The 24,129-nt window shown below is 62.1% G+C and carries 22 protein-coding genes; 7 read left to right on the forward strand and 15 right to left on the reverse strand.

Going from position 1 to position 24,129, the window contains the following annotated elements; all coding sequences use genetic code 11:
- Nucleotide 1 precedes the first annotated feature (1 nt).
- From LCF59_RS10395 to trpS, 10 genes are all read right to left on the reverse strand, one after another.
- Nucleotides 2–640: a LysE family translocator gene (locus LCF59_RS10395; RefSeq protein ID WP_292287396.1), complete on the reverse strand. Its 639-nt coding sequence runs from the start codon at nt 638–640 to the stop codon at nt 2–4.
- A complete protein-coding gene (locus tag LCF59_RS10400; protein WP_292287397.1) occupies nt 637–1,767 on the reverse strand; it encodes an ABC transporter permease in 1,131 nt (376 codons plus the stop codon). Before LCF59_RS10400 ends, LCF59_RS10395 begins: the two co-directional genes overlap by 4 nt.
- Nucleotides 1,760–3,628: an ABC transporter ATP-binding protein gene (locus tag LCF59_RS10405; protein WP_292287398.1), complete on the reverse strand. Its 1,869-nt coding sequence runs from the start codon at nt 3,626–3,628 to the stop codon at nt 1,760–1,762. Before LCF59_RS10405 ends, LCF59_RS10400 begins: the two co-directional genes overlap by 8 nt.
- 97 nt (nt 3,629–3,725) lie before the next feature.
- Nucleotides 3,726–4,730, reverse strand: a complete 1,005-nt coding sequence (locus LCF59_RS10410; protein WP_292287399.1) for a BMP family ABC transporter substrate-binding protein — start codon at nt 4,728–4,730, stop codon at nt 3,726–3,728.
- Nucleotides 4,731–4,853: 123 nt separating this feature from the next.
- Complete coding sequence (locus LCF59_RS10415) at nt 4,854–5,294, reverse strand: GNAT family N-acetyltransferase (RefSeq protein ID WP_292287400.1); 441 nt, start codon at nt 5,292–5,294, stop codon at nt 4,854–4,856.
- Nucleotides 5,291–5,866 (reverse strand): tRNA (adenosine(37)-N6)-threonylcarbamoyltransferase complex dimerization subunit type 1 TsaB, encoded by a 576-nt coding sequence (gene tsaB, locus LCF59_RS10420; RefSeq protein ID WP_292287401.1) that lies wholly within the window; start codon nt 5,864–5,866, stop codon nt 5,291–5,293. The genes LCF59_RS10415 and tsaB overlap by 4 nt, the downstream gene beginning before the upstream one ends.
- Nucleotides 5,856–6,419 carry a NifU family protein gene (locus LCF59_RS10425; RefSeq protein ID WP_292287402.1) on the reverse strand — a complete coding sequence of 188 codons (564 nt, stop codon included), beginning with the start codon at nt 6,417–6,419 and terminating at the stop codon, nt 5,856–5,858. The genes tsaB and LCF59_RS10425 overlap by 11 nt, the downstream gene beginning before the upstream one ends.
- 327 nt (nt 6,420–6,746) lie before the next feature.
- Nucleotides 6,747–7,202 (reverse strand): universal stress protein, encoded by a 456-nt coding sequence (locus tag LCF59_RS10430; protein WP_292287403.1) that lies wholly within the window; start codon nt 7,200–7,202, stop codon nt 6,747–6,749.
- A 156-nt stretch (nt 7,203–7,358) separates the two neighbouring features.
- Nucleotides 7,359–8,219: a branched-chain amino acid aminotransferase gene (locus LCF59_RS10435; protein WP_292287404.1), complete on the reverse strand. Its 861-nt coding sequence runs from the start codon at nt 8,217–8,219 to the stop codon at nt 7,359–7,361.
- A gap of 69 nt (nt 8,220–8,288) precedes the next feature.
- Nucleotides 8,289–9,338, reverse strand: coding sequence for a tryptophan--tRNA ligase (gene trpS, locus LCF59_RS10440; RefSeq protein WP_292287405.1), 1,050 nt, complete (start codon nt 9,336–9,338; stop codon nt 8,289–8,291).
- A 76-nt stretch (nt 9,339–9,414) separates the two neighbouring features.
- Here trpS and LCF59_RS10445 point away from each other — a divergent pair, with 76 nt between their 5' ends.
- Nucleotides 9,415–10,104: a rhomboid family intramembrane serine protease gene (locus LCF59_RS10445; RefSeq protein WP_292287455.1), complete on the forward strand. Its 690-nt coding sequence runs from the start codon at nt 9,415–9,417 to the stop codon at nt 10,102–10,104.
- On the opposite strand, the gene murJ is transcribed toward LCF59_RS10445, so the two are convergent.
- Nucleotides 10,105–11,652, reverse strand: a complete 1,548-nt coding sequence (murJ, locus tag LCF59_RS10450; protein ID WP_292287406.1) for a murein biosynthesis integral membrane protein MurJ — start codon at nt 11,650–11,652, stop codon at nt 10,105–10,107.
- Nucleotides 11,653–11,849: 197 nt separating this feature from the next.
- Between murJ and LCF59_RS10455 the strand changes: the two genes are divergently transcribed.
- The gene (locus tag LCF59_RS10455) at nt 11,850–12,245 is read left to right on the forward strand and encodes a type II toxin-antitoxin system Phd/YefM family antitoxin (protein WP_292287407.1); all 396 of its coding nucleotides are present in this window, start codon (nt 11,850–11,852) and stop codon (nt 12,243–12,245) included.
- A gap of 113 nt (nt 12,246–12,358) precedes the next feature.
- Here LCF59_RS10455 and LCF59_RS10460 read toward each other — a convergent pair whose 3' ends face one another.
- From LCF59_RS10460 to LCF59_RS10470, 3 genes are read right to left on the reverse strand one after another with little or no spacing between them, the layout of a single operon-like run.
- On the reverse strand, nt 12,359–14,248 hold the full coding sequence (locus LCF59_RS10460) for a DUF4214 domain-containing protein (RefSeq protein ID WP_292287408.1): 1,890 nt from the start codon (nt 14,246–14,248) through the stop codon (nt 12,359–12,361).
- Between the two features lie 33 nt (nt 14,249–14,281).
- On the reverse strand, nt 14,282–17,092 hold the full coding sequence (locus tag LCF59_RS10465; protein WP_292287409.1) for a [protein-PII] uridylyltransferase: 2,811 nt from the start codon (nt 17,090–17,092) through the stop codon (nt 14,282–14,284).
- Nucleotides 17,052–18,233 (reverse strand): penicillin-binding protein activator, encoded by a 1,182-nt coding sequence (locus LCF59_RS10470; protein WP_292287410.1) that lies wholly within the window; start codon nt 18,231–18,233, stop codon nt 17,052–17,054. Before LCF59_RS10470 ends, LCF59_RS10465 begins: the two co-directional genes overlap by 41 nt.
- Before the next feature lie 88 nt (nt 18,234–18,321).
- On the opposite strand from LCF59_RS10470, the gene rsmI reads away from it, so the two are divergent.
- The 3 genes from rsmI to gshB all read left to right on the forward strand — a co-directional run bounded on the left by rsmI (nt 18,322) and on the right by gshB (nt 20,655).
- Nucleotides 18,322–19,179 (forward strand): 16S rRNA (cytidine(1402)-2'-O)-methyltransferase, encoded by an 858-nt coding sequence (rsmI, locus tag LCF59_RS10475; RefSeq protein WP_292287411.1) that lies wholly within the window; start codon nt 18,322–18,324, stop codon nt 19,177–19,179.
- A 66-nt stretch (nt 19,180–19,245) separates the two neighbouring features.
- Nucleotides 19,246–19,656 carry a YraN family protein gene (locus LCF59_RS10480; protein ID WP_292287412.1) on the forward strand — a complete coding sequence of 137 codons (411 nt, stop codon included), beginning with the start codon at nt 19,246–19,248 and terminating at the stop codon, nt 19,654–19,656.
- Between the two features lie 66 nt (nt 19,657–19,722).
- On the forward strand, nt 19,723–20,655 hold the full coding sequence (gene gshB, locus LCF59_RS10485) for a glutathione synthase (RefSeq protein WP_292287413.1): 933 nt from the start codon (nt 19,723–19,725) through the stop codon (nt 20,653–20,655).
- Nucleotides 20,656–20,681: 26 nt separating this feature from the next.
- Here the strand turns inward: gshB and LCF59_RS10490 are convergent, their stop codons facing one another.
- Nucleotides 20,682–22,193, reverse strand: a complete 1,512-nt coding sequence (locus LCF59_RS10490) for a YifB family Mg chelatase-like AAA ATPase (protein ID WP_292287456.1) — start codon at nt 22,191–22,193, stop codon at nt 20,682–20,684.
- Between the two features lie 257 nt (nt 22,194–22,450).
- Between LCF59_RS10490 and LCF59_RS10495 the strand changes: the two genes are divergently transcribed.
- Nucleotides 22,451–23,329 (forward strand): RNA polymerase factor sigma-32, encoded by an 879-nt coding sequence (locus LCF59_RS10495; protein WP_292287414.1) that lies wholly within the window; start codon nt 22,451–22,453, stop codon nt 23,327–23,329.
- Entirely contained in the window at nt 23,326–24,105 is a 780-nt protein-coding gene (locus LCF59_RS10500; RefSeq protein ID WP_292287415.1) for a ChaN family lipoprotein, read from the forward strand. Before LCF59_RS10495 ends, LCF59_RS10500 begins: the two co-directional genes overlap by 4 nt.
- Nucleotides 24,106–24,129: the final 24 nt, after the last annotated feature.

Below are 24,129 nucleotides of genomic sequence, written 5' to 3' on the forward strand. Positions count from 1 at the left end.
GTCAGGTCCTGTTGGTTGCGATCTTGAATGCGGCGAAGGTGAAAAATCCGCCCAGTGCCCCTTCGACCCAGCCTCGGCTGCGTTGATAGGCTGCGCGCACGGGACGGGCCGACAGGAGAAGCGCCCATGCGACATGGCAGGCGAAGGAAATCAAGAACCCTCCCAGAACAAAAAGCGCCTTTATCGACCATCCGGCACCGGCTGTGGCGGCGACCGAGGCGATGGCGAGCCAAAAGGCGATGGCCTTGGGATTGGTGATCTGCAACGCGTAGCCCTTGGCGAAGGCCTGTATCGCGGATGCCGGGACCGACGCATTCGTTGCGATCTCGGGGGGCGGCGTGACGGCTTTGCGGAACGCGCCCCATGCCAGCCAGAGCAGGTAAGCCGTCCCGATCCAGCGCAGCCCGGTCATTGCCCAGGCCGCCTGGGACATCAAGTATCCGACCCCCAAGAGTGTCAGCAGGTTCAGCGTGGCAGAGCCGAACGCAATCCCGGATGCGCCCAGCAGCGCCGGCTGCCGCCCCTGGTGCGTCGCCATCCCCAAGAGCATCGCAACGGCAGGTCCGGGCGATGCAGCGCCAACGATGAGGATCGCGTAGGCGGCCAAGATGCCGGGCAGGTAGACAGCGAGATCGATCATTCTGCGGGTCCGGACCGGGCGGAGCGATCTCCCGGTCGTTCTGATTTGCGCAGTGCGGCGAACATACGTTCCAGCGGCATCCGCACCATGTTGTCGAGCGCCCCGGTGAACAGGATCACAAGCGCCTGGATCACAACGATCAGCTCGCGCGGGATGTCGGTCCAGAGGGCCAGTTCGGCGCCGCCCTGATAGAGGAAGCCAAAAAGCAGCGCCGCCAGCAGGACGCCAAGCGGATGCGACCGGCCCATCAGCGCCACGGCGATGCCGATAAAGCCGGCGCCTTCGGTTGCGTTCATCACGAGGCGCTCTGCCTCTCCCATCGTGGTGTTGAGTCCCATCATTCCGGCCAATCCGCCGGAAATCAGCATGGTCACCACGGTAATCTTGATCGGGCTGATCCCGGCATATTGCGCCGCGGAGGGCGAATGACCGAATGCGCGGATTTCATACCCGAGCCTGGTACGCCAGATCAGCATCCAGACCAGCAGGCACGCCAGCAGGGCGACAAAGAACGTCACGTTCGCAGGCGCGCCGCGGAACAACTGGTCAGAGGAGGTCGAGAACATGTCCTGAAATGTCGGCAGATGCGTGGGTTCGGGGAATTTTGCAGAGGACGGATCCATCGCGCCCTGGGGGCGCAGCTGATTGACAAGGATGTAGTTCAGAACGGCTGCCGCGATAAAGTTGAACATGATCGTTGTGATCACGATATGGCTGCCACGTTTGGCTTGCAGATAAGCCGGGATCAGGGCCCAGAGCGCACCAAAGATCGCGGCGGATACGGTGGCCCCGACAAGCGCCACGTACCAGTTGGGCCACGGGATATAGAGGCACGCCAGCGCAACGCCCAGGCCTCCGATCATCGCCTGGCCCTCGCCGCCGATATTGAAGAGCCGGGCATGGAAGGCAACCGCCACAGCGAGGCCGGTGAACATGAAGTTTGTCGCATAATACAACGTGTAGCCCCAGCCCGCAGACCGCATCAGCGCGCCATCGACCATGAGCTTGAACGCGGCAATCGGATCTTCGCCGATGCCGATGATGACCAAGGCCGACAGCAGCGCGGCGAGAAAGAGCGAAAACAGGGGGACAAGGACCGCATCGGCCCAGCCGGGCATCTTATCCATTCGGGTCACTCTCCTGCGGGTCCTGTCGGGGGGGCGGTTGCCTTGGTACGGATGCGGTGGATTGCGGCAGCGTCGCGCTCAGCGAGGCAACGCTTTCCGACGGTCTGGGCTTTTCTTGATGATCCTTGGATTTGCCCGGCGCGTCTTTTGCTTTTGCAGACGGCTGTGTGTCGCTTGCAGCCTCGGATGGGGGAGGCGCGGGCGGCTCGGGAGTGGTTGGCTCCGGGGCCTCCACTGCCGCTTTCTGCAACTCGGCTTCGGACATCGCCATCGGAGACGCTGGCACATGCGCATGCGCCGTGTCCGTGATACCGGCCATGAGCAGGCCCAGTTCCTGTTCGTTGGTCTCCGACGGGACGCGTTCGCCCATGATCCGGCCATCGAACATCACGGCGATGCGGTCGGAGAGTGAGAAGATCTCGTCCAGTTCAACGGATACCAGAAGGATCGCCTTGCCTTCATCGCGCAGGCGGATGATCTGCTGGTGGATGAATTCGATTGCGCCGATGTCAACGCCGCGGGTCGGTTGCCCCACCAACAGGATATCCGGGTTGCGCTCGATTTCGCGCGCGAGAACGATTTTCTGCTGGTTGCCGCCGGAAAAATTGCGTGCAGCCAGCCTCGGGTCGGGCGGGCGCACATCGAAACGCTCCATCTTGGCAGCCGCCTCGGTCTTGATGGCGGCATTGTCCATCAGCGGTCCGGACTGAATGCCCGGGTCGCGGTGATAGCCGAAGATCATGTTCTCCCATGCCGTGAACGGCATGATCAGCCCCTCGCGGTGCCGGTCCTCGGGCACATGGGCGATGCCGTCCGCGCGGCGTGACTGGCCGTCTGAATGGCGCCCTGTCAGGTCGATCTCCTTGCCGCGCACGCGGATCGTCCCGGTGCCTTCGGCATATCCGCCCAGCACTTCGAGCAGGTCGGACTGACCGTTGCCGGCCACGCCCGCGATCCCGAGAATTTCTCCGCCGCGCACGTCAAGAGAGATGCCCTTGAGCCGCTCGACGCCCTGCTCATCGACATGGCGCAGATTCTCGACCTCGAGGATCGGCCCGGCCGGCTCAGCGGGTGTCTTTTTGACCTGCAACAGGACCTTGCGGCCCACCATCATTTCGGCCAGCCGTTCGGGACTGGTTTCGGATGTCTGCACTGTTGCTGTCATCTCGCCCCGTCGCATTACCGACACGGTATCGGTGGCATCCATGATTTCGCGCAGTTTGTGGGTGATCAGGATGATCGTCTTGCCTTCTTTGCGCAGGTTCTCGAGGATTCGGAACAGGTGATCCGCCTCGGCCGGCGTCAGAACGCCTGTCGGTTCGTCAAGGATCAGAATATCGGCCTGGCGATACAGTGCCTTGAGGATCTCGACCCGCTGCTGGTGGCCGACGTCCAGATGTTCGACGACCGCGTCGGGATCGACATTCAACTCGTATTCCTCGGCAAGCTGTTTCAGCACGCCGCGCGCCTTGTTCAGCGACGGGCGGAGCAGCGGGCCGTCTTCGGCGCCCAGGATGATATTTTCCAGGACGGTGAAATTCTGCACCAGCTTGAAGTGCTGAAACACCATCCCGATGCCGGCGCGGATTGCAGCCTGGCTGTCGGGAATCTGGGTTTCCGCGCCGTTGATCAAAATCTGGCCGCTATCGGCTTTATAAAACCCGTAGAGGATCGACATCAGGGTCGATTTTCCCGCGCCGTTCTCTCCGATGATGCCGTGGATCGTGCCGGGTTTGACACTGATCGAGATGTTCTTGTTGGCCTGAACAGGACCAAAGGCCTTGGAAATGCCCTTTAGCTGGATCGCCGGCGCCACGGCATCCGTGAGCAGGTCGGCTTCGGGCGTATCGGCGTTGGACATGGGGACAATCCCTGTGTTCGGCTTCGGGCCGGTGGCCTGACATGGATGGAGCGGCCGTTTCCAGCCGCCCCGAATCTTAAGGCGCTTGCGTGTGAAATCAGAAGCTGATCGCCGGGCAGCTGTCGTTTGCATAGTAGCTTACGACGTCAAGATCGCCATCGATGATCTCCTGGCGTGCCGCCTCGACTGCAGTCATCATCTCTTCGCTGACCAGCTGTTCGTTGTTCTCGTCCATCGCGACCCCGACGCCGTTCTCGGCCAGACCAAGAACGGTGCTCGAGCCGGTTTCGAGATCCTCGCCAGCTTCCATCGCGTTGTAGACGGCGACATCGACGCGCTTGAGCATGGAGGTCAGGACCTTGCCGGGATGAAGATGGTTCTGGTTGCTGTCTACGCCGATCGAAAGAATGTCTTCGTCCGCGGCTGTCTGAAGCACGCCGACACCGGTGCCACCGGCGGCTGCGTAGATCACATCTGCGCCCTGGCTGATCTGCGCACGCGCCAATTCCGAGCCTTTGACCGGGTCGTTCCACGCGGTGGGTGTCGTGCCGGTCATGTTCGCGATAACCTCGGTGTCCGGGTCTACCGATTTGGCACCTTGGGCGTAACCACAGCCGAAATGCCGGATCAGCGGAACATCCATACCGCCGATGAAACCGACGGTCCCGGTTTCGGACGCCATCGCGGCCATCATCCCCACGAGGTAGGATCCCTGATGCTCCTGAAAGCTGATCATCTGCACGTTCTCGGGGATGTCCTGCAAAAACCCGTCGATGTTCACAAACTTCGTGTCGGGATAGTCGGGTGCGACATCGCCAAGGATCGACGCGATGGCGAAGCCTGTTGTCACGATCGGGTTGGCACCGGCTTCGGCAAAGCGTCGCAAGGCCTGTTCACGTTGCGCTTCTGATTGCAGTTCGATGTCGCGATAGCTGCCACCGGTTTCCTCGGCCCAGCGTTCCGCGCCGTTGAAGGCAGCCTCGTTGAAGGACTTGTCGAACTTTCCTCCAAGATCGTAGATCAGCGCCGGTTCGGCGACAGCCGCGCCAGCGGTCAGAGCCAGTGTGGCGGCTGCACTGCAAAGTTTGGTCATCAGGGTCATTTGAAGCTCCCGGGTGTTGGACGGCGGCGAGTTTGACGCGCCGCTTGATTGGATCATGTGATCAGGTGCAATTAAGGCCGCAGGCGTGCCAGAGGGTCAACCGCTTTTTGCCTCGCCGCGGTGTTACGTTGGCGCAACTTTTCGGGAGGCGGCGTCAATGGCATGCGAAAGCAGCACGGCATCGTCGCGCGTGCCATCGCGCAGAGTGTAATAGCCCGGACGGGTGCCGACCCGGACGAATCCCAGCGCGGCATAGAACGCGCGGGCACGGTCGTTGTTGCGCGCCACATCAAGGAAGATGCGTCGGGCGCCCTTGGCATGGGCGAGGCTGACAAGTTCTGCCAGGATCGCGGTGGCGACGCCGCGCCGCTGTGCCGCCGGATCGGTGGCGAGGGCAAGGATTTCGCATTCATCGGCCACAATCTGGGCGATCATCCCACCGTGATCGCGGGTCAGGAAATAGACATGGGAATTTTCCAGGGTCCGGGCAATCTCTTGTGATGACCAAGGTCGCATGTCCACATAGGCGCGGTCCATGATCCGGGCAAAGACCTCGGGTGTCACGACAGGATTACCGGGGCCGTGTCGCGCGACGGCGCGGCATCCGCCGCTTTGATGTAAAGTGGTTTGGGCCGCTCGGACATGGCGGCATCGGCGTCTGCCGCGCAGGACGCGATCGCGGCGATCAGGGCATCGGGATCGGTCGCGAAAACGGCATCCGGAACGTCGGCTGCGGTTGCAATCCGGGCTGATTCCCCCGGCGCCTGGACGTAGATCATGTCACGCGGCGCCGCGACCGCAGCGGTCACGTCAGGCCGCATCCGGTGAATCGCGTCGAGCGCCGAAACGCCGATGGCCGGGACACCCAGCCCCAGAGCCACCCCCCGTGCGGCCGACACGGAAATGCGAATGCCGGTGAAATTGCCGGGTCCCACCCCGACACCGATCCGTGTGAGGTCGTGCCATGTCACGCCATGCCGTGTCAGAAACGCGTCGAGCATGGGCATCAGGTGTTCGGCCTGCCCGCGTGACATTTGATCGACCTGCGTTGCGATTACGCGGTTTCCTGAAACCAATGCGGCCGCGCAGTGCGCAGCCGATGTATCGAAGGCCAGTAACGTCGTGTCAGACGGCAACCGGGCGCACCTCTGTAACCTCGGGGATGTAGTGGCGCAGCAGGTTTTCGATGCCCATTTTCAGTGTCAGGGTGGACGAGGGGCAGCCAGCGCACGCCCCCTGCATGTGCAGGTAGACGACACCGCGTTCAAAGCCGTGGAACGTGATGTCGCCGCCATCCTGTGCAACGGCAGGGCGCACGCGGCTGTCAAGCAGTTCCTTGATCTGGACAACGATCTCGCCATCCTCGCCGGTATGCTCTGCATGGCCGGAGGGCGCTTGCGCATCGTCGGTCATCACGGGGTCGCCCGACTGGAAATGCTCCATGATCGCGCCCAGAAGGGCCGGTTTCAGGTGGTCCCAATCGGTTTCATCATCCTTTGTCACGGTGACGAAATCATGCCCGAAGAACACACCTTTCACGCCGCTGACGCCAAAGAGCCGGGTCGCCAGCGGTGACGCCGATGCGCCTTCTGCTGTCGGAAAATCCGCCGTTCCCATGTCGAGCACCGTCTGGCCGGGCAGGAACTTCAACGTCGCGGGGTTGGGCGTGGATTCGGTCTGGATGAACATGGCGTCGCCTCCTGATAGGATATTGACTATATGCGACCCCACGCGCGCAGCGTCAAGGTTTAGAACCGTTCTAAGATTTTTCGGGTGTCATCTCAACAGATCGAGAGTCACATCAAAGCTCCCGGAACCTACAATGATTTGCGACAAATCGATATCACGTCTGAAAGCGTCACTCGGGTTCAGCCGGCGCTCGTCTGCGCTGCTCAGTTTTATTCGGCCATTGCGGCCCGTGAGACCAGCGCAAATGAAGTCGCCTGGGTTGTATGAAACATCGGATGTTTCAACCAAACGCGTTCAAACCCATCGTCGCACCAAGCAGAGGCCCGGTCAGGTTATCGCTTCGAGCCGTTCCTTGGACAATTCACCTGGTACAATCGTAATGGGTATCGGCAGGCTACCCGCGTTCTTGGTCAGTTGCGTGACAAGCGGGCCGGGACCTTTCTTGTCGGTGTTCGCACCAAGGACAAGCACGCCGATGTCGGGATCGTCCTGCACAAGCGCTATGATCTCGGCAACGGCTTCGCCTTCGCGGATGACCAGCTCGGGATCGACATCCTGCTTGTCGCGCATCCATTTCGCGAACACCTCGAAATGCGCGTGAATCCGTTCGCGTGCTTCTTCGCGCATCACCTCGCCAACGCCGATCCAGTGGTTGAACTCGTCCGGCGCAATGATCGAGAGAATCTGCACGCCCCCCCCGGTGTGCGACGCCCGCATCGCGGCAAACCGCATGGCGTTGAGGCATTCGCGGCTGTCATCCAGCACGACAAGAAATTTACGCATAGACATTCTCCCGTTGCGGATCATGCCGCAGGAACCGGACCCGTGCAATAGACCATACGGCTGCGTGCGTGTGTCCCGATTGGTGCATCAGCAAGGGGCAACGGGAGGCACGCGCACGGCGTGTTCGAGGTATCCGTGATGTCTGGCCGATCGACGTTACCCGGAATGCGCCCAGTCCCAATACATCTCGCGGACCCGGCGGGTGACCGGGCCGACCTGGAAGGACATGTCTTCGAACCCGACCACTGGCGTGACCTTGTTCATGTTCCCGGACAGGAATACCTCGTCCGCGGCTTCAAAATCCGCAAAACTCAGAACGGTTTCGTGGACCTTGGTGCCATCGGCGGCGAGGTTGGCGATATGCCGGGCGCGGGTGATCCCGGCCAGGAACGTGCCATTGGCAATCGGTGTGAACACTTCTCCGTCCTTCGCCATGAATACATTGGCGGTCGCACTTTCTGCGACATTGCCCATCGCGTCGGTGACCAATGCGTTCTGGAACCCGCGCGCACGCACTTCGGCCAGCATGCGCGCATTGTTGGGATAGAGACAGCCCGCCTTGGCATTCACCACCGCGTCCTCCATCACCGGACGCCGGAACCGGGTCTTGCCCAGCGAGACGCTGGCGGTGTCAGGAGCCATCGGGATTTCTTCGAGGCTGATGGCGAAGCCGGTCTTGTCCGGCTGCGGAACGATCGCGGTCTGATCGCCGTCGATGGCCCAGTACATCGGACGGATATAGACGGCGCTATTCTCTGGAAATGCGCGCAGGCCGTCCCACACGATCTGCACCATGTCCTCGGCGCTGACGGTGGGGGTGACCATGAGCGCCTTTGCCGAGTGGTTAACGCGCTCGCAATGGGCCAGCAGATCGGGCGCCACACCGTTGACATACCGGGCACCGTCGAACACGCCGCTTCCCAGCCAGGCGCCATGGTCTGCGGCGTTCATCACGGCCACGTCGCCCGCATGCCAAGAGCCATTGAAATAGGTATGAATGTTGGTGCCGGTGGCCATCGTGTTCTCCTTCTTTGGCGCGCACGTTAGGTCCGGTCAGCCCGAAGGTCCAGAGAGCGTCTCTGCCTGTTATCCCTGAACCATGCCGACGATATCATATGTCTTTTTCAGGATCGGGGTTGCGATCTCCCGCGCCCTGTCCGCGCCGCCGCGCAGGATTGCATCGATCTCGTCGGGGTGCAGCATCAAGCGTGCCGTTTCCCCGGAAATCGGTGAAAGCCGCTCCACCGCGAGGTCGGACAGCATCGGCTTGAATTCGGAGAACGGCTTGCCGCCCACGTCGCGCAGCACCGCCTCTACCGATTGTTCGGCCAGCGCTGCATAGATATTTACAAGGTTCCGGGCTTCGGGCCGACGCTCCAGGCCCTCTGCCTCGGACGGCAGCGCGTCGGGATCGGTTTTGGCCTTGCGCACCTTCTGGGCAATCGTGTCTGCATCGTCTGTCATGTTGATGCGGCTGGCATCCGAGGGATCCGATTTCGACATTTTCTTGGATCCGTCTCGCAGGGACATCACCCGCGTCGCGGCGCCTTCGATCACAGGTTCGGTGATCGGGAAGAATTCTGTCCCGTAATCATGGTTGAACTTGATCGCGATGTCGCGGGTCAACTCAAGATGCTGCTTCTGGTCCTCGCCCACGGGCACATGGGTGGCGTGATACAACAGGATGTCCGCTGCCATGAGCGCCGGATAGGCAAACAGTCCAAGAGACGCATTCTCCTGGTTCTTGCCGGCCTTGTCTTTCCACTGGGTCATGCGCTTCATCCAGCCCACACGCGCCACGCAGTTGAAAATCCACGCAAGTTGCGTGTGTTCGACCACCTGGCTCTGGTTGAAAAGGATGGATTTTGTCGGGTCGATCCCGCTGGCGATATAGCCGGCGACCAATTCACGTGTCTGCTGTCGCAGCGCATCCGGTTCGAGCAGTTTAGCGGTGATCGCATGCAGGTCCACGACGCAGTAGATCGTCTCGAAATCGTCGGCCTGCATGTCGACAAACCGCTTTATCGCGCCAAGGTAGTTTCCCAGTGTCAGCCCTCCGGAGGGCTGGATCCCCGAAAAGACACGGGGGGTGAACGCGGGAGAGGTTTGGACCCCCTCAGGCTGGGCCGCAGTCATGGCGAAACTCCATCTGGCAAAAACGCTTGCGGTGCCTTACCCATGGCCCCAACTGCCGTCAAGCAAGGGCCTTGCCATGACCGATCCGCATAACGAACCCCCGTTCAACCCTTTGCCCCCGGTGGTCATCGCGCTGTTTCTCGTGATTGTCGGGATCGAGGTCGTGTTCGGGCTTGGTGCGCGCGGGATAGTCGGCGGGCCGGGGGCCGTTGGCTGGCGGCTGGGCACGCTCGAACGGTTTGCGTTTTCCTCCGAGATCTTCAACTGGATGCTGGAAACCGGGCGGTGGCCGGTCGAGCATGTGATCCGCTTGGTGTCATACCCGTTTGTTCATGCCAGCTTTACCCACGCGCTGTTTGCCGGGGTGATGCTGCTCGCGCTGGGCAAGATGGTTGGAGAGGTGATGGGAACACGCGCCGTCGTGCTCCTGTTCTTTGTGCCATCCGCCGGTGGGGCCGTGGCTTACGCGCTTTTCATCGGCGCCCCCGCGCCCCTGGTCGGTGCGTTCCCGGCTGTCTATGGCCTGATCGGTGGGTTCACCTATATGCTCTGGCAGCGGCTCGGGCAGCTTGGAGAGAACCAGATCCGGGCGTTTGCCCTCGTTGGCATCTTGTTGTTTATCCAATTGATTTTTGGCCTTTTGGTTGGGGCAAGTGCCGAATGGGTCGCGGATATCTCGGCCTTTGTCATCGGGTTTGGCATGTCGATGCTGCTGGTGCCGGGTGGCTGGACCAAGCTGGTCAACCGCTTGCGCCAGCGAAATTGATCAGCCCTTTCGGCGACGAAACGCATCGTGGAAGTCACGCAGCGAGAACGCTCCGATTGACTGGCCGATGATCGCGTAACTGACCATGCCGATGCCGATCAGCACAGCCAGGGCGACAAAGCGAAGCCCCGCCACCTCGAGCAGCGGCCCAAGGAGAAGCGTGCCCCCCCAAAGCGCGACACCCATCAGGACCGAGGCCACGCAGACTCGCCACAGACGCCGCCGGAAGCGCGCGTCGAACCGCGCGACATCGCCCAACCTGCGTCCCCCCCGCGCCAGCATCCACACCATGACCCAGCCCGCCAGCGTGGTCGCAATCGCGGGGGCCAGCCAGCCCAGAACCGGGGCCAGCCCGACCGCCACAGCCGCGTTCACGATCATTGCCCAGACGGCGTATCGAAACGGAGACCTCGTGTCCTCCCGTGCAAAGAACAAGGGCTGCAGGACCTTCTGTAGAACAAAAGCCGGAAGCCCCAACCCATAGATCGCCACCGCGAGGGCAATCGCCGCACTGTCATCTGCCCCGGTTGCGCCGCGCTCAAACAGGACCGACACCAGCGGCAGCGGGATCACGATGAGCGCGACCGCGGCAGGCAGTGTCAGCGCAAGCGACAGCTCGCCCGCGCGTGAAAAGGCATGTTTGGCCCCGGCCTCGTCCTGTGCGCTCAGCCGCCTGGAGAGGTCGGGAAGAAGCACGATGCCAACGGCGATGCCAACGACGCCCAAGGGCAATTGATAGAGCCTGTCCGCGGCATAAAGCCAGCCGACGGCCTTGTCGAAATGTGACGCAACCTGTTGACCGACAAGAAGATTTATCTGCATGACACCGCCCGCTAGGGCTGCGGGGATGGCGACGACGACAAGGCGCTTCATTTCGGGCGACCATCTTGGCCAGCTGGGCCGCAGATGCACTCCGGCGCGGTCCGCCGCGACCCAGACGAACACCAGTTGCGCCAGCCCGGCCAACGGCACGGTCCAGACCAGCCAAAGAATCACCTCACCTCCGATATATGCGGCCCAAGCCATTGATATACAAACAAAAATATTCAAAAGCACGGGCGCTGCCGCAGCGGCTGCAAAACGGCCCGTGGCGTTGAGAACACCGGAAAACAAGGCCGTGATCGAGATCAGAAGGATGTAGGGAAAGACGATCCGGCCATAGGTCACGGTCAGGTCGAAGCGCGCGTCGCCAGCAAACCCGCCTGCCGTCAGCCAGACCAGCACGGGCATGAAGATCATGGCAATGGCGCTCAGGATCAAAAGGACAAAGGCCAACCCGCTGAGCGCCTGTGTGGCAAATCCGGTCGCGTCCTCCTCGGCCTCCAAGCGCTTGGAAAACATGGGAACAAATGACGCGTTGAATGCGCCCTCGGCGAAAAAGCGGCGGAACATGTTGGGCAGGCGAAACGCCGCCACGAAGGCATCCATCACAGGGCCGGGTCCGATGAATGCAAGGATCATCACCTCGCGCAGAACACCGAGAATGCGGCTCATCAGGGTCCAGAAGCCGACGGTGAGAACACCGGAGATGAGGCGGATCGGTTTCATGCGGGCTCCTTGCGCGTCGACTGTGGCGTAGAGCAGATTTCGTCCGGCGAAAAGTGCCAGTTGTCCGGTTCGGCCGTACGGACTGTACGGTTCAAACCGGGTTTTTGCCGGTTTGAGGCTGAATTTCGAGGGTTTGCCAGGCGCGGCGCCGGAACCGTACGGGGAGGCGGGGCGCACCGTACGGTTGGATGGGACAGATGCCAGACGCTGGAAACCCGCGCGGCGGGGTCACGATTTGTCAATATCTTGCTGCCAATCTCGGATCACGCGACGATTGGCAAAGGACGTCTCTTGTGTACCGCTACAACCTGTCTTTGATCGAGGATATCAGCACGGACTGGCTGCGCAGCCATTTGCGGCAGGTGCTGGATGACGTGAATTTCAACGAGGCCCGGTTTGCAATCCTGCGTCGGGGCCGGCCGGTCGCCGGGTTGGTCCCTATTACCGAGGCACGCGCCCTGTTCGAAGCAACCCGCGCGGACAGGGCCTACCGAGACATTTACCGGGACCTCGAAATCCGCGACGAAACGCGGCTGCGCGAGGCGGTAAAAGACGTGGCATTGCGCGAGAGCGATGCCAAACCCGCGCCATGACGTGCGTGGCATTCGCCACCAGCCGATCTGAGGCTCGGGCAGCAATGTCAAACGCCCCGCCCGATGATGGGGCGAGGCTTTGGAGTGTCGTCCATACCGCCGTGATGGTCCGTCTACGCCATATCGCCAAATGGATTGGCGACCACGCCAACCACTGGCATGAGCAGCTCCGTACTGCTGTCGAGGGCCGTGGTATAGGCGGAATCGGCCAGCGACAGCGCATCCTGGAGGCTTGCCGCGCTGCCACTGAACGCCTCCATCACCGAATTCGCGGTATCCAGATTGTTCTGGCCCTGAAGCACCGCGAAGTAGAGACCGATATCGGTCTTGGTCTCGATATAGGCCACGTCATCCGGCGAGCCTGTGTCGGCGCGGGCCCCGGCAAGGAAATCGAGGATAAAACCGCTTTCAGTCACCTCGCCGTCGGCCAGTTGACTGGTCCAGAAGTCGAGCCCGTCCTGATCAGGGCCGCGACCGAAGACATTTTGATAGACTTCCGTAACAAATGCGCTGTCGCTGACATCGGAATACAGCGCGACCGTCTCGTCCTGCGTAAAGAAATCGTCGGCGATCTCTTCGAAGGACAGCCCGTCTTCCTCGAAGGCTGTGGCCCAGAACGACAGGCCCAGCGCGTCCGCGGCGCGGTTGAAATATGCGATATAGAGTTCTGTCAGGGTTGTCAGGTCCCCGGTCGAAATTTGGCCGATCCCGTCATGCTTGTCGAGTTCCAGTTCGACCCCGTCCCGGGTTTCGAGCGTTTCGATACTGAACATCGCTGTTCTGTTGTCCGCTGCGCCGCGGTCACTTGCGACTGTCACGGCGCCTTGGAATTCCAGCGTCATCTGGCCCTGTTGCGTATCGGCGAAGACGACGCGGTCGGCGCCGGCACCACCGTCGATGCTGTCTTCTCCGGATGTGTCTGCAACGAAGACATCCGCGCCTTCGCGGAATTCGACATATTGATTTCCGGGGCCATCGGTGAACTGGTCGGCATTGTTCGTTGCAAGGAAGACGGTTCGGTCCGGTGTGCCGGTGATTTCGAAGGTTTCGGCAAAACCAAAGCCGTCATCGGCAATTTCGCCCGTCTGCAGGTTGATGTCGGCACCGGATGTCGCACTTGCGGACCGGAAATCGAAGATCGGAATGGCACCCTCTGCTGCGACGGTATAGCTGTCGGCGCCGTCTCTGCCATTCATGGCGACCACTTGATCCGGCTCAAGCGCGATGTTGTAGGTGTCGCCGTTTTCCGTGCCCTGAAGGGCCAGGAAGGGTTGCAGCGCGCTGGCGATATTTTCAAGCGTGTCGGTAAAACCCGGTCCGTCCACTGTCGCCGTGCCGGATGTGCTGTCGATATCGAAGGTGACCGGTGCCCCGATCGTGTCGTAATCGAGGACGAACCCCGCGGGGGTCCCATCGTCCGGCACGTCGAAGATGATCCGGTCATCGCCTTCGCTGGCCACAACCCGGTCGCCGTTTTGGACATTGGTCCCGGTACGGATCGTATCATTCGCGGAGGTGCCTTCGACCGCATCGTCAAAGGAGGAACCTATAAATGTCATCGGTTGCGTGATCAGCGGCAGGAGCTCGGCCCAGGTCGTCTCCTGGTCGAAACCGCTCAACGCCTCTTCGGCATTGATGGTGATCGGGCCGGAACTGTTGAAAAGGCCGGCCAATGCGGTGAAATCCGGAGTCCGCGCGACATCGAAAAGGGCATTCTGAAGCTGCGGAGCGCTCCAGCTTATGTCGGAGATCGTGGCTTGGGTGGTATCAAGCCCGTCGAATTCAACGGAAGTGATCGTGCCGGACGTGAACAGACCTGTCTCGCTCAGCGCGAAATTCGTTCCTCTGAAGGTCACGCTGACATTTGCCTGTGTGTACTCTGTGTGGCTCAGCACGACTTCGGTCGGAGAAACGGAGGTGACCTCGACCGCAAGGGCGCCGTCCTGATCGAAAAACGATTGTTCGAGAAAGAAGGTGTTGTTTCCCGTGAATGTCAGTTGCATGAAAATCTCCTGTGACAAATGGAGGGACAATGATTACTCGGTTGCGCGGGCCGTCCCCTCGCTTATGGCGCTGCGCAGCTTGGTTTCCAAGGCTCGCTGTTTGCTCTGGGAATGAAATTTCAGGCCGAACATATCCTTGACGTAGAAGGTATCGACGACCTGTTCGCCATAGGTCGCGATCACCGCGGAGGCGATGTAGACATTGGCATTGGCGAGCGTGCGGGTGAGATCGAAGAGAAGACCGGGACGGTCGCGGGTGTCCACTTCGATGATGGTGTAAATCTCGGATCCGTCATTGTCGAAGGTGATCGAGGTTGGCACGCTGAAGGCCCGTTCGCGTTTCTTGATCTTGTCTCGCGGTTTCATCGCGTCGCTTGGGACCACTTCGCCGCGCAGGGTCTTGGTGATCATTTCGCGCAAGCGGGGGATGCGGACATCTTCGTAAGGCGACCCGTCGCCATCCTGAATCCAGAAGGCCGCCGTGGCGAACCCATCTTTCGAGGTGAAGGTGCGGGCATCGACCACGTTCGCACCGACAAGGGCCAACGCTCCGGCGAGGCGGGAAAAAATGCCGGGATGGTCGGACAGGGCAAAGCAGACGCGGGTGGCATCCCGGTCCTCGTCGGGGTGGATGTCGATGCGGATTTCATCGTCGCCGATATCGCGCAGCAATTCGGCAAAGACCTTGTGCGCAGTGACGTGCAGACCTTGCCAATAGGGGGGGTAGTGCCGGCTGGTTTCGGCGCGCAATGCCTTGGCCTCCCAGTCCCCGAGCGCGGCGCGCAGGGCTTTCTTGGCCTCGGCGCCGCGATTTTCGCGGTTGAGCGCCTCCATCCCGTCTTCAAGCGCCCGGCGCGTCTGGCGATAAAGCGCGCGGATCAGGACCGCTTTCCAGTTGTTCCACGTCCCGGGACCAACGCCGCGAATGTCGCAGACCGTCAGGACGCAGAGCAGATCGAGCCGCTCCTTGGTCTGCACCGCCTTGGCGAAGTCCCGCACCGTGCGCGGGTCGGCGATGTCGCGTTTCTGCGCCATGTCGGACATCAGCAGGTGATAGCGCACCAGCCATTCGACGGTGGCGCAGTCCTGCTTGTTCAGACCGAGGTGCGGCGCGACCTTGCGGGCGATCTTGGCACCGAGGACCGAGTGATCCTCGTCGCGGCCCTTGCCGATGTCATGCAGCAGGAGCGCGACGTAGAGCACCTTGCGATTGACGCCGTGTTTCAGGATCGAACTGGCGACCGGCAGGTCTTCTTCGAGGTGGCCGTTCTCGATTTCGCTCAAATGCCAGATGCATTGGATCGTGTGTTCGTCCACCGTGTAGTGATGATACATGTTGAACTGCATCATCGCCACGATGGGTTCGAATTCGGGGATGAAGGCCGACAGCACGCCCAGCTCGTTCATGCGCCGCAGCGCCCGTTCCGGGTTGCCGTGTTTGAGCAGGAGATCGAGGAAGATGCGCCGTGCTTCCTTGTTCTCGCGCATGTCCTTGTCGATCAGGTGCAGGTTGGCGCTGATCAGGCGCATGGCGTCGGCGTGGATCAGCAGGCCGGTGCGCAGCGCCTCTTCGAAAATGCGCAGCAGGTTGATCTTGTCGGCCAGAAACGCGCGTTCGTCCGCGATGGCGAGCCGGTTGTTGATGACCTCGTAGCCCGCTTTCATCTTGGGGGCGCGTTTCAGCAGCCGCATGAGGAGCGGCGGTTCTTTCTGCTGCGAGGCTTCGAGCGAGGTGAGAAAGATGCGGGTCAGATCCCCCACGGCGGTGGCGTGGCGGAAATAGTCCTGCATGAAAATTTCGACGCCGCGGCGGCCGGCCTTGTCGGCATAGCCCATGCGTTCCGCCACCTCGACCTGCATGTCGAAAGTGAGCTGTTCGTTGGCGCGGCGTGCAGCCAGGTGAAGATGGCATCGCACGGCCCAAAGAAAGTTCTCGGCCTGCACGAAGGTCTCGAATTCCTCGGGTCGGAACACGCCGGTCCTGACCAGCTTGCTGAGGTCGTCGGTATGATGGATATACTTGGCGATCCAGAACAGCGATTGCAGGTCCCGCAGGCCGCCCTTGCCCTCTTTGACATTGGGCTCGACCTTGTAGCGTTCGCCCTGCCTGATATGCCGAGCGTCCCTCTCGGCCAGCTTGGCCTCGACGAATTGCATTTCGGAGCCGCGAAACAGGGTCGACCAGAGCTTCGTGTCCAGGTCCTCTGCAAGCGGTTCGTGGCCGACGAGAAACCGGTGTTCGAGCATCGAGGTGCGGATGGTGAAATCATCCGCCCCGAGGCGCAGGCAGTCTTTCACCGTGCGCGAGGAATGACCGACCTTCAGCTTCAGATCCCACAGGATATAGAGCATGGATTCGATCACGCTCTCGGCCCAGGCGGTGATCTTGTAGGGTGTCAGGAACAGCAGATCGACATCGGAAAACGGCGCCATCTCGCCGCGCCCGTAGCCGCCGACAGCGAGCACCGCGATGCGTTCGCCTTCGGTCGGATTCGGGTTGCGGTGGATGCACTTGGTGGCGATTTCAAACGTGAGCTTGACGAGCTGATCGGTCAGCCAGGTATAGCCATTCGTCACCGGCAGCGCGTTTCCGGGGGCGGCATCGAGCCGGGCCGCCACGGCTTTGCGGGCGTCTTTTTGCGCCTCTTTCAGAAGGGTGACCGCGGTGCCACGCACGTTGCGTTCATCACTGGCGCTGGCGATTTCCGTCCAGAGCCTGTCACGCAGGGCCGGAACATCGAGGACATCGGAGAAATCGTCGGCCACGGAAGGAGCGGCGGGCGATCCGTCCTTTGCCAGGGATTTAGAAGCCTGCGCCGCCGAAGCCGGATGGGGCTGGGTCAAGGATTGTCACCTGATTGTTGCGCACGGTCGCCACGGCAAGCGCGCGTTCATTGGTTCCGTCTGGGCGAATGCGGAAGACGCCATTTGCGCCCTGAAAGCCCGAATTCTGCGTCAAGGCCCGCGCGCTGAGCGCATCGGGCCGGCCCTGTTTGACAAGGGCCCCGATCGCCGCGATCCCGTCGAAGGCCAGGCCGGCCAGCGGGTGCGGATCGGCGTCGTACCGGGCGCGGTAGCGCGTGTCGAACGCATTTTTCGCGGCGCTGTCAGGCAGGGTGAAATAGCCCCCCTGTGCGCCGGGCATCGACATCAGTTGCGACGGCACGTCCCAGCGCGCCAGGCCCATGTATTGCGTGCGATCCGGGTCCACGCCCGATTCGGGCAGCAATTGCAGAAGTATCGGCAAGGCGCCCGCGGCGTTCGATGTGATGAAAAGCGAGTCGGCCCCGTTCGAATCGACACTGTCGCGGATGCGCGGGACAGCGTCGGCCACGCCCTCCTGCGAGAACGCGAAGGATTCGACACCGGCAACACGCACCCCGTTCTGGGAGGCTGCGGCCTGGATCGCCGATTTGCCGAATTCCCCTTCGACATTGCGCGGATGCACAATCACCACGGACGTCTGGCCCTGCCGCGACGTGTAGCGCAAAAGCCGGTCGGCGGTGTTGCGGAAGGTGGTGCCAAGCACGAAGACATTGCCGCCGGCAATGCTGGGATTGTTGGAAAAGCTCAGGACGTTGACGTTGTTGTTGGCCACGGCGACGCCGACGGCGTTTGCCGCTTCGCCAAAGAGCGGCCCGAGAATGATCTGCGCTCCTTCGGCGACGGCCGTTTCGGCCTGAACCGCGGCGCGCTGCGCGTCGCCTCCGGTGTCATAGACACGCAGGTCGATCTGAACACCGTCGAGCGAGGCAAGCGCCAGGCGCGCGGCGTTTTCAAGGCTGCTGGCCACCGAGGCTGCATTGCTGTCGCTGCGCGGCACCAGAAGCGCAACGGGCACCGGTGAACTGGCGTTGACCCGGGGAGAGCCGCCAGGTCCGGTTCCGGCCGTGATCGCCGGATCGCAGGCGGCGAGTCCCATGAGGACGACAAGCGCCGCAGCTTTGCGCAACAGCTTGCGGGGGGTGGACAAAACGGCCAACATAAACGCACTCCCTGATCGCACCGACGGTACTCCAGCACGGGTTTCTCACGAGTGGGGATCATAAACAACGCAAAAGGCGGGTCCAGTGATGAATTGGCAGACACGCGATATCGCGCCGGGACTGTATCTTGTTGCGACACCTCTGGGACATGCACGGGACATCACGTTGCGGGCGCTTGACCTGTTGGCAAGCGTCGATGTGCTTGCGGCCGAGGATACGCGATCGCTGCGCCGGTTGATGGATATTCACGCCGTGCCCTTGGGAAATCGGCCGCTGGTGGCCTATCATGAGCATAACGCCGATCGCGCCCGGCCAAAGCTGATGAAGGCGCTTGAGGCGGGGCAATCGGTTCTTTACGCGTCCGAGGCAGGCACGCCGCTGATCTCAGATCCGGGGTTCGACCTGATGCGGGCCGCGCTGGCGGCCGAGGTGCCATGCACGGCGGCACCGGGTCCGACGGCGGCTGTCGCGGCTCTGACGCTGTCGGGATTGCCGTCCGACCGGTTCCTGTTCGCGGGGTTCCTGCCGAACAGTTCCGGAAAGCGGAAAACGGCCTTGTCCGAGTTGGCGGGCGTACCTGCAACCTTGATCTTCTACGAATCGCCCAAGCGGCTGGGCAAGATGTTGCGCGACGCCGCCGAGGTTCTGGGCGCCGGGCGCGATGCCGTGGTTTGCCGCGAATTGACCAAGAAATTCGAAGAGCGCTGTGGTGGCACCCTGGGGGATTTGTCCCGGAAGTACCTTGAGACTGCGCCGAAAGGCGAGATCGTTGTCCTGATCGACCGCGGCGCTGCGGAGGAGGCCGATCCGGATGTTCTGGACGCTGCCTTGGTGGATGCGCTGTCGCATATGTCGGTCAAGGACGCGGCGCGCGATGTGGCCACGACGTTTGGCATTCCCCGGCGCGAGGCCTATCAAAGGGCAATGGCGTTAGCAAAAAATTAGAGGCGTGGCTCTAGGGTGGGCCTGCTTGGGGGCGGATGGTCGCCCGTTTTTTTGCTGGAAAATGTCATGCCTTTGACTGCTGTCTCTCTCGATGTTCCGCTGCACGCGGATCGGGTCCGTGATCCGCGCCGGACAAATTACCATGCCGGGGTCAGCGCCGAACACAGTGTTGCGCGTCACTATGCGCGGCTGGGGGCTGTTCTGCGCGAAACCCGCTGGCGCGGCCCGGGGGGCGAAATCGACCTGATCTTTGCCGAAGGCGACGGCATCGTTTTCGTCGAAGTAAAGAAAAGCCGGACCCATGCGCAGGCAGCGCAGCGCCTGTCGCAGCGGCAGATGGCGCGCATTCTGCTGAGCGCCGAGGCGTATCTTGACCGATGTCCCGAAGGATCACTGACCGAGGCGCGTCTTGACCTGGCGCTTGTCGATGCGTGCGGTGCAATCGAAATCGTGCCGAATGCAAGCATGGCCACCTGATGCCGGTCCCTTGCGCGGGCGATTGGCTTGCGCCATTAGGGGGCCAGTGGTTTCAGGGGGCAGCACATGAAAATCGCGTTTCAGATGGACCCGATCCAGTCGGTGGACATCAATGCCGACAGCAGCTTTCGATTGGCCGAAGAGGCGCAGGCGCGGGGACATGACCTGTTTTTCTACGGCCCCGACAAGCTCGCCTATGATGAGGGGCGCATTCTGGCGCAGGGGCAGCGGTTCACGGTGCAGCGCGTTCAGGGCGACCATGTGTCACTTGGACCGATGGAGCAGGTGGACCTGGCGGAATTCGACGTGGTCTGGCTCAGGCAGGACCCGCCGTTTGACATGCATTACATCACCTCGACGCATCTTCTGGACCGGCTGTCGGGACAGGCGTTGGTGGTGAATGATCCTTTCTGGGTGCGCAATTACCCGGAGAAGCTCCTGGTTCTGGACTACCCGGACCTGACGCCGCCGACGATGATCGCGCGGGACCTGGACACGATCAAGGCGTTCAAGGCGCGCCACGGGGACGTGATCCTGAAGCCGCTCTACGGCAATGGCGGGGCCGGGGTGTTTCGGCTGGATGCGGCAGACCGGAACCTGACCTCTTTGCACGAGCTGTTCACCGGATTTTCGCGAGAGCCCCTGATCGTGCAGAAGTTCCTGCCGGACGTGTCGGCGGGCGACAAGCGGGTGATCCTGGTGGACGGGGAGCCGGCGGGCGCCATCAACCGGGTGCCGGCCAAGGGCGAGACGCGATCGAACATGCATGTGGGCGGGCGGCCAGAGAAGGTTGGGCTGTCAGAGCGGGATCTGGAGATCTGCGCGCGGATCGGGCCGCTCTTGCGTGAGAAGGGGCAGATATTCGTCGGGATCGACGTGATCGGGGATTATCTGACCGAAATCAACGTGACCTCGCCCACCGGCATTCAGGAGCTGGAACGCTTTGACGGGATCAACGTGGCCGGGATGATCTGGCAGGCGATCGAGGCCAAGGCCTAGGGCGTATTCAGCGTGCCTTGCGGCGGTCACGTGGCGCTTTTTGGCAAACGGTAGCTGAGGGCTTCTGCGACGTGGTCGCGGGAGATGGTCCGCGATGTCTCGAGATCGGCGATGCTCCGGGCGACCCGCAGGACGCGGTGGTAGCCGCGGGCCGACAGGCCGAAGCGATCCGCAGCATCTGTAAGAAGCGTGCGAGCATCTGTGTCCAGTGTCGTGGTCTCGTCGAGCAGCGTGCCTTCCAGATCGGCGTTTTGGCGCATGTCCGGGTAATCGGTGAACCGGTCGGCCTGGACCGAGCGGGCCGTGGCGACGCGGGTCGCGATGTCGGCGCTGGTGGCACCGGCGCTGGGCAGATCGAGATCTCTGAAGGCGACCGGGGAAACATCGACGCGCAGGTCGAACCGGTCCATCAGCGGGCCGGAAATTCGCCCCATGTAGTCTTCACCGCAATTGGGCGCGCGGGAGCACGCGCGGGCCGGATCGCTCAGGTAGCCGCATTTGCACGGGTTCGCGGCGGCGATCAGCATGAAGCGGCAGGGATACTTGATATGGGCGTTGGCGCGGGCGACCATGACTTCCCCGGTCTCGATCGGCTGGCGCAGGGTTTCCAGCACGGCGCGCGGGAATTCCGGAAATTCATCCATGAAGAGCACACCGTTATGAGCGAGGCTGATCTCGCCGGGTTTGGCTGTCCGGCCGCCGCCGACGATGGCAGGCATGGAGGCCGTGTGGTGCGGTTCGCGGAATGGGCGTTCGCGCGAGATGCCGCCCGCCTCGATCAGGCCTGACAGCGAATGCACCATCGACGTCTCCAGCGCCTCGGGCGGGGTGAGAGGCGGCAGGATGCCGGGAAGGCGGGCGGCCAGCATGGATTTGCCCGACCCCGGTGTGCCGACCATCAGCACGTGGTGTCGCCCGGCGGCGGCAATTTCGAGTGCCCGTTTGGCGCGTTCCTGGCCCTTGACGTCGCGCATGTCGCGGCTGTCCGGGCTGTGGCTGACTTCGCCGGGGTCGCAGGGCGAGAGTGGCGTGCGGCCCGTGACATGCTGGATGACGTCCATCAGCCCATTGGCCCCGATCACCTGGCACCCGCCGACCCACGCGGCTTCGGCGCCCGATGCGGCCGGGCAGATCAGGGCGCGGTTTTCCGCGGCGGCGGCCATGGCGGCCGGCAAGGCTCCGATGACCGGGATCAAGGCACCGTCAAGAGACAGCTCGCCCAGGGCGACAGTGTCGGAGACCGCGTCCTTGGGCAGAATTTCAAGCTCGGCCAAAAGAGCCAGCGCGATGGGCAGATCGAAATGCGAGCCTTCCTTGGGCAGGTCGGCAGGGGACAGGTTGACCGTGATCCGTTTCGACGGCAGCGCGATATGCAGGGTCGAGAGAGCACCGCGCACCCGATCGCGGGATTCCGACACCGCCTTGTCGGGCAGCCCGACCACGGAAAAGGCGGGCAGCCCGGCGGTGACGGCGCATTGCACCTCGACCATGCGGGCATCGACGCCTTCGAAGGCGACAGTATAGGCGTGCGCAACCATCTGGGCCATGTTCCTCGTGTCGGGAAACGATGGTGCAACCTTGGTTGCCAAATGGTTAACGGTTGGGAGGCGCCCGGTGTAAAACGCGATTGTGGCGACTGGGGTGGGGTGCATCGTCGTGGGCCGTGAGCAGGCCGTTCGTCCGACCCGCTGGAGTGCCTTTGCGTCAAGTCTTCAGCAAAACTTTTTCACTAAAACTTTGATCCATCACCGGATCCGTGCCGTATTCCCAACACAAAGCAAGCTCAGGGGGCACTATGGCACTTGACACGTTCAACGACCAGACAATGTCGCGCCGCGCGATGAAAGCCGAATTGCTGGATGCGGAGACAGAGTTGAAGCTTGCCTATGCGTGGCGGGACGAACGCGACGAAGAAGCATTGCATCGCTTGATCACGGCCTACATGCGGCTGGCCATTTCGATGGCGTCGAAATTCAAGCGCTACGGCGCTCCGATGAACGACCTGATCCAAGAAGCGGGTCTGGGCCTGATGAAGGCGGCAGACAAGTTCGATCCCGATCGCGGAGTGCGGTTTTCGACTTACGCGGTCTGGTGGATCAAGGCGTCGATCCAGGACTATGTGATGCGCAATTGGTCGATCGTGCGCACGGGATCCACGTCGTCGCAAAAGTCTCTCTTTTTCAACATGCGCCGGGTTCAGGCGCGGTTGGAGCGCGAAGCCTCGGCAGAGGGCCGCACATTGGACGGCCACGACTTGCGCCGCATGATTTCCGAGGAAATCGGCGTGCCTGTTCATGACGTCGAGATGATGGAAGGCCGTTTGTCGGGATCGGATTATTCGCTGAACGCGACGCAATCGACCGAGGACGAGGGGCGCGAGTGGATCGATGCCCTTGAGGATGACAGCGCGCAGGCCGATGAAACGGTCGAAACAGACCTGGATTTGGCGCAGTTGCGGCAATGGCTGACCATGGCGATGAACCAGCTCAATGAGCGTGAGAGGTTCATTGTGCGTGAACGCAAGCTGCGCGAAGACGCGCGGACGCTGGAGAGCCTTGGAAACGAGCTGGGCCTGTCGAAAGAGCGGGTGCGCCAGCTCGAGGCGGCGGCGTTCGGCAAGATCCGGAAAACGCTTGAAGCGGAAAGCCCCGAGGTACACAACTTCCTCACATGATGCGCTTTTTGATTCCTTTGATCGTCGCCCCCGTCACACTGGCTGCCGGGGGCGTTTTTGATGACGCGGATGTCGTGTTCCTTGGCGAATTGCACGACAATCGCGCACATCACATACGGCAGGCGGACCATGTCGCCATGCTTGAGCCGACCGCGTTGGTGTTTGAAATGCTGACCCAGGCGCAGGCTGATCTGGTGACACCGGACTTGGTGGCCGACGCGGATGCGCTGGAGGCTGCGCTAGACTGGAATGCCAGCGGCTGGCCCGATTTTTCGATGTATTACCCGATCTTCGCAGCCGCGCCCGAGGCCGTCTTTTATGGCGCGGCCGTACCGAGGGACGTGGCACGCAAGGCGATGGCGGACGGGTTGATGTCCGGCTTTCGCGGTTCGGCAGAGGATTTTGGCCTGACCGATCCCTTGCCTCAAGAGCAACAGGCGGCGCGCGAGGCGCTGCAACTGGCGGCGCATTGCGATGCCATGCCGGAGGAAATGCTGCCGGTCATGGTGGATATCCAGCGCTTGCGCGATGCGGAGTTGGCCTATTCGGCCTTGCAGGCGGTCGAGGCGCATGGCGTGCCCGTGGTGGTGATCACCGGCAACGGCCATGCGCGCAAGGATTGGGGCGCGCCGGTCTACCTGCAGGCTGCCGCGCCGGGCTTGAACATCGCCGCGCTGGGCCAGGGAGAGCCGGACAGCCCGCCGCAGGGCCAATTCGATCACGTCGAATTTTCGCCGCCGGCCGACCGGGACGATCCCTGTGACGCGTTCCGCTGATTGAGTTTTGCCCCAACGCCCCGT

Source organism: Marivita sp. (assembly GCF_020055675.1).
In the GTDB taxonomy this organism is placed as follows: Bacteria; Pseudomonadota; Alphaproteobacteria; order Rhodobacterales; family Rhodobacteraceae; genus Marivita.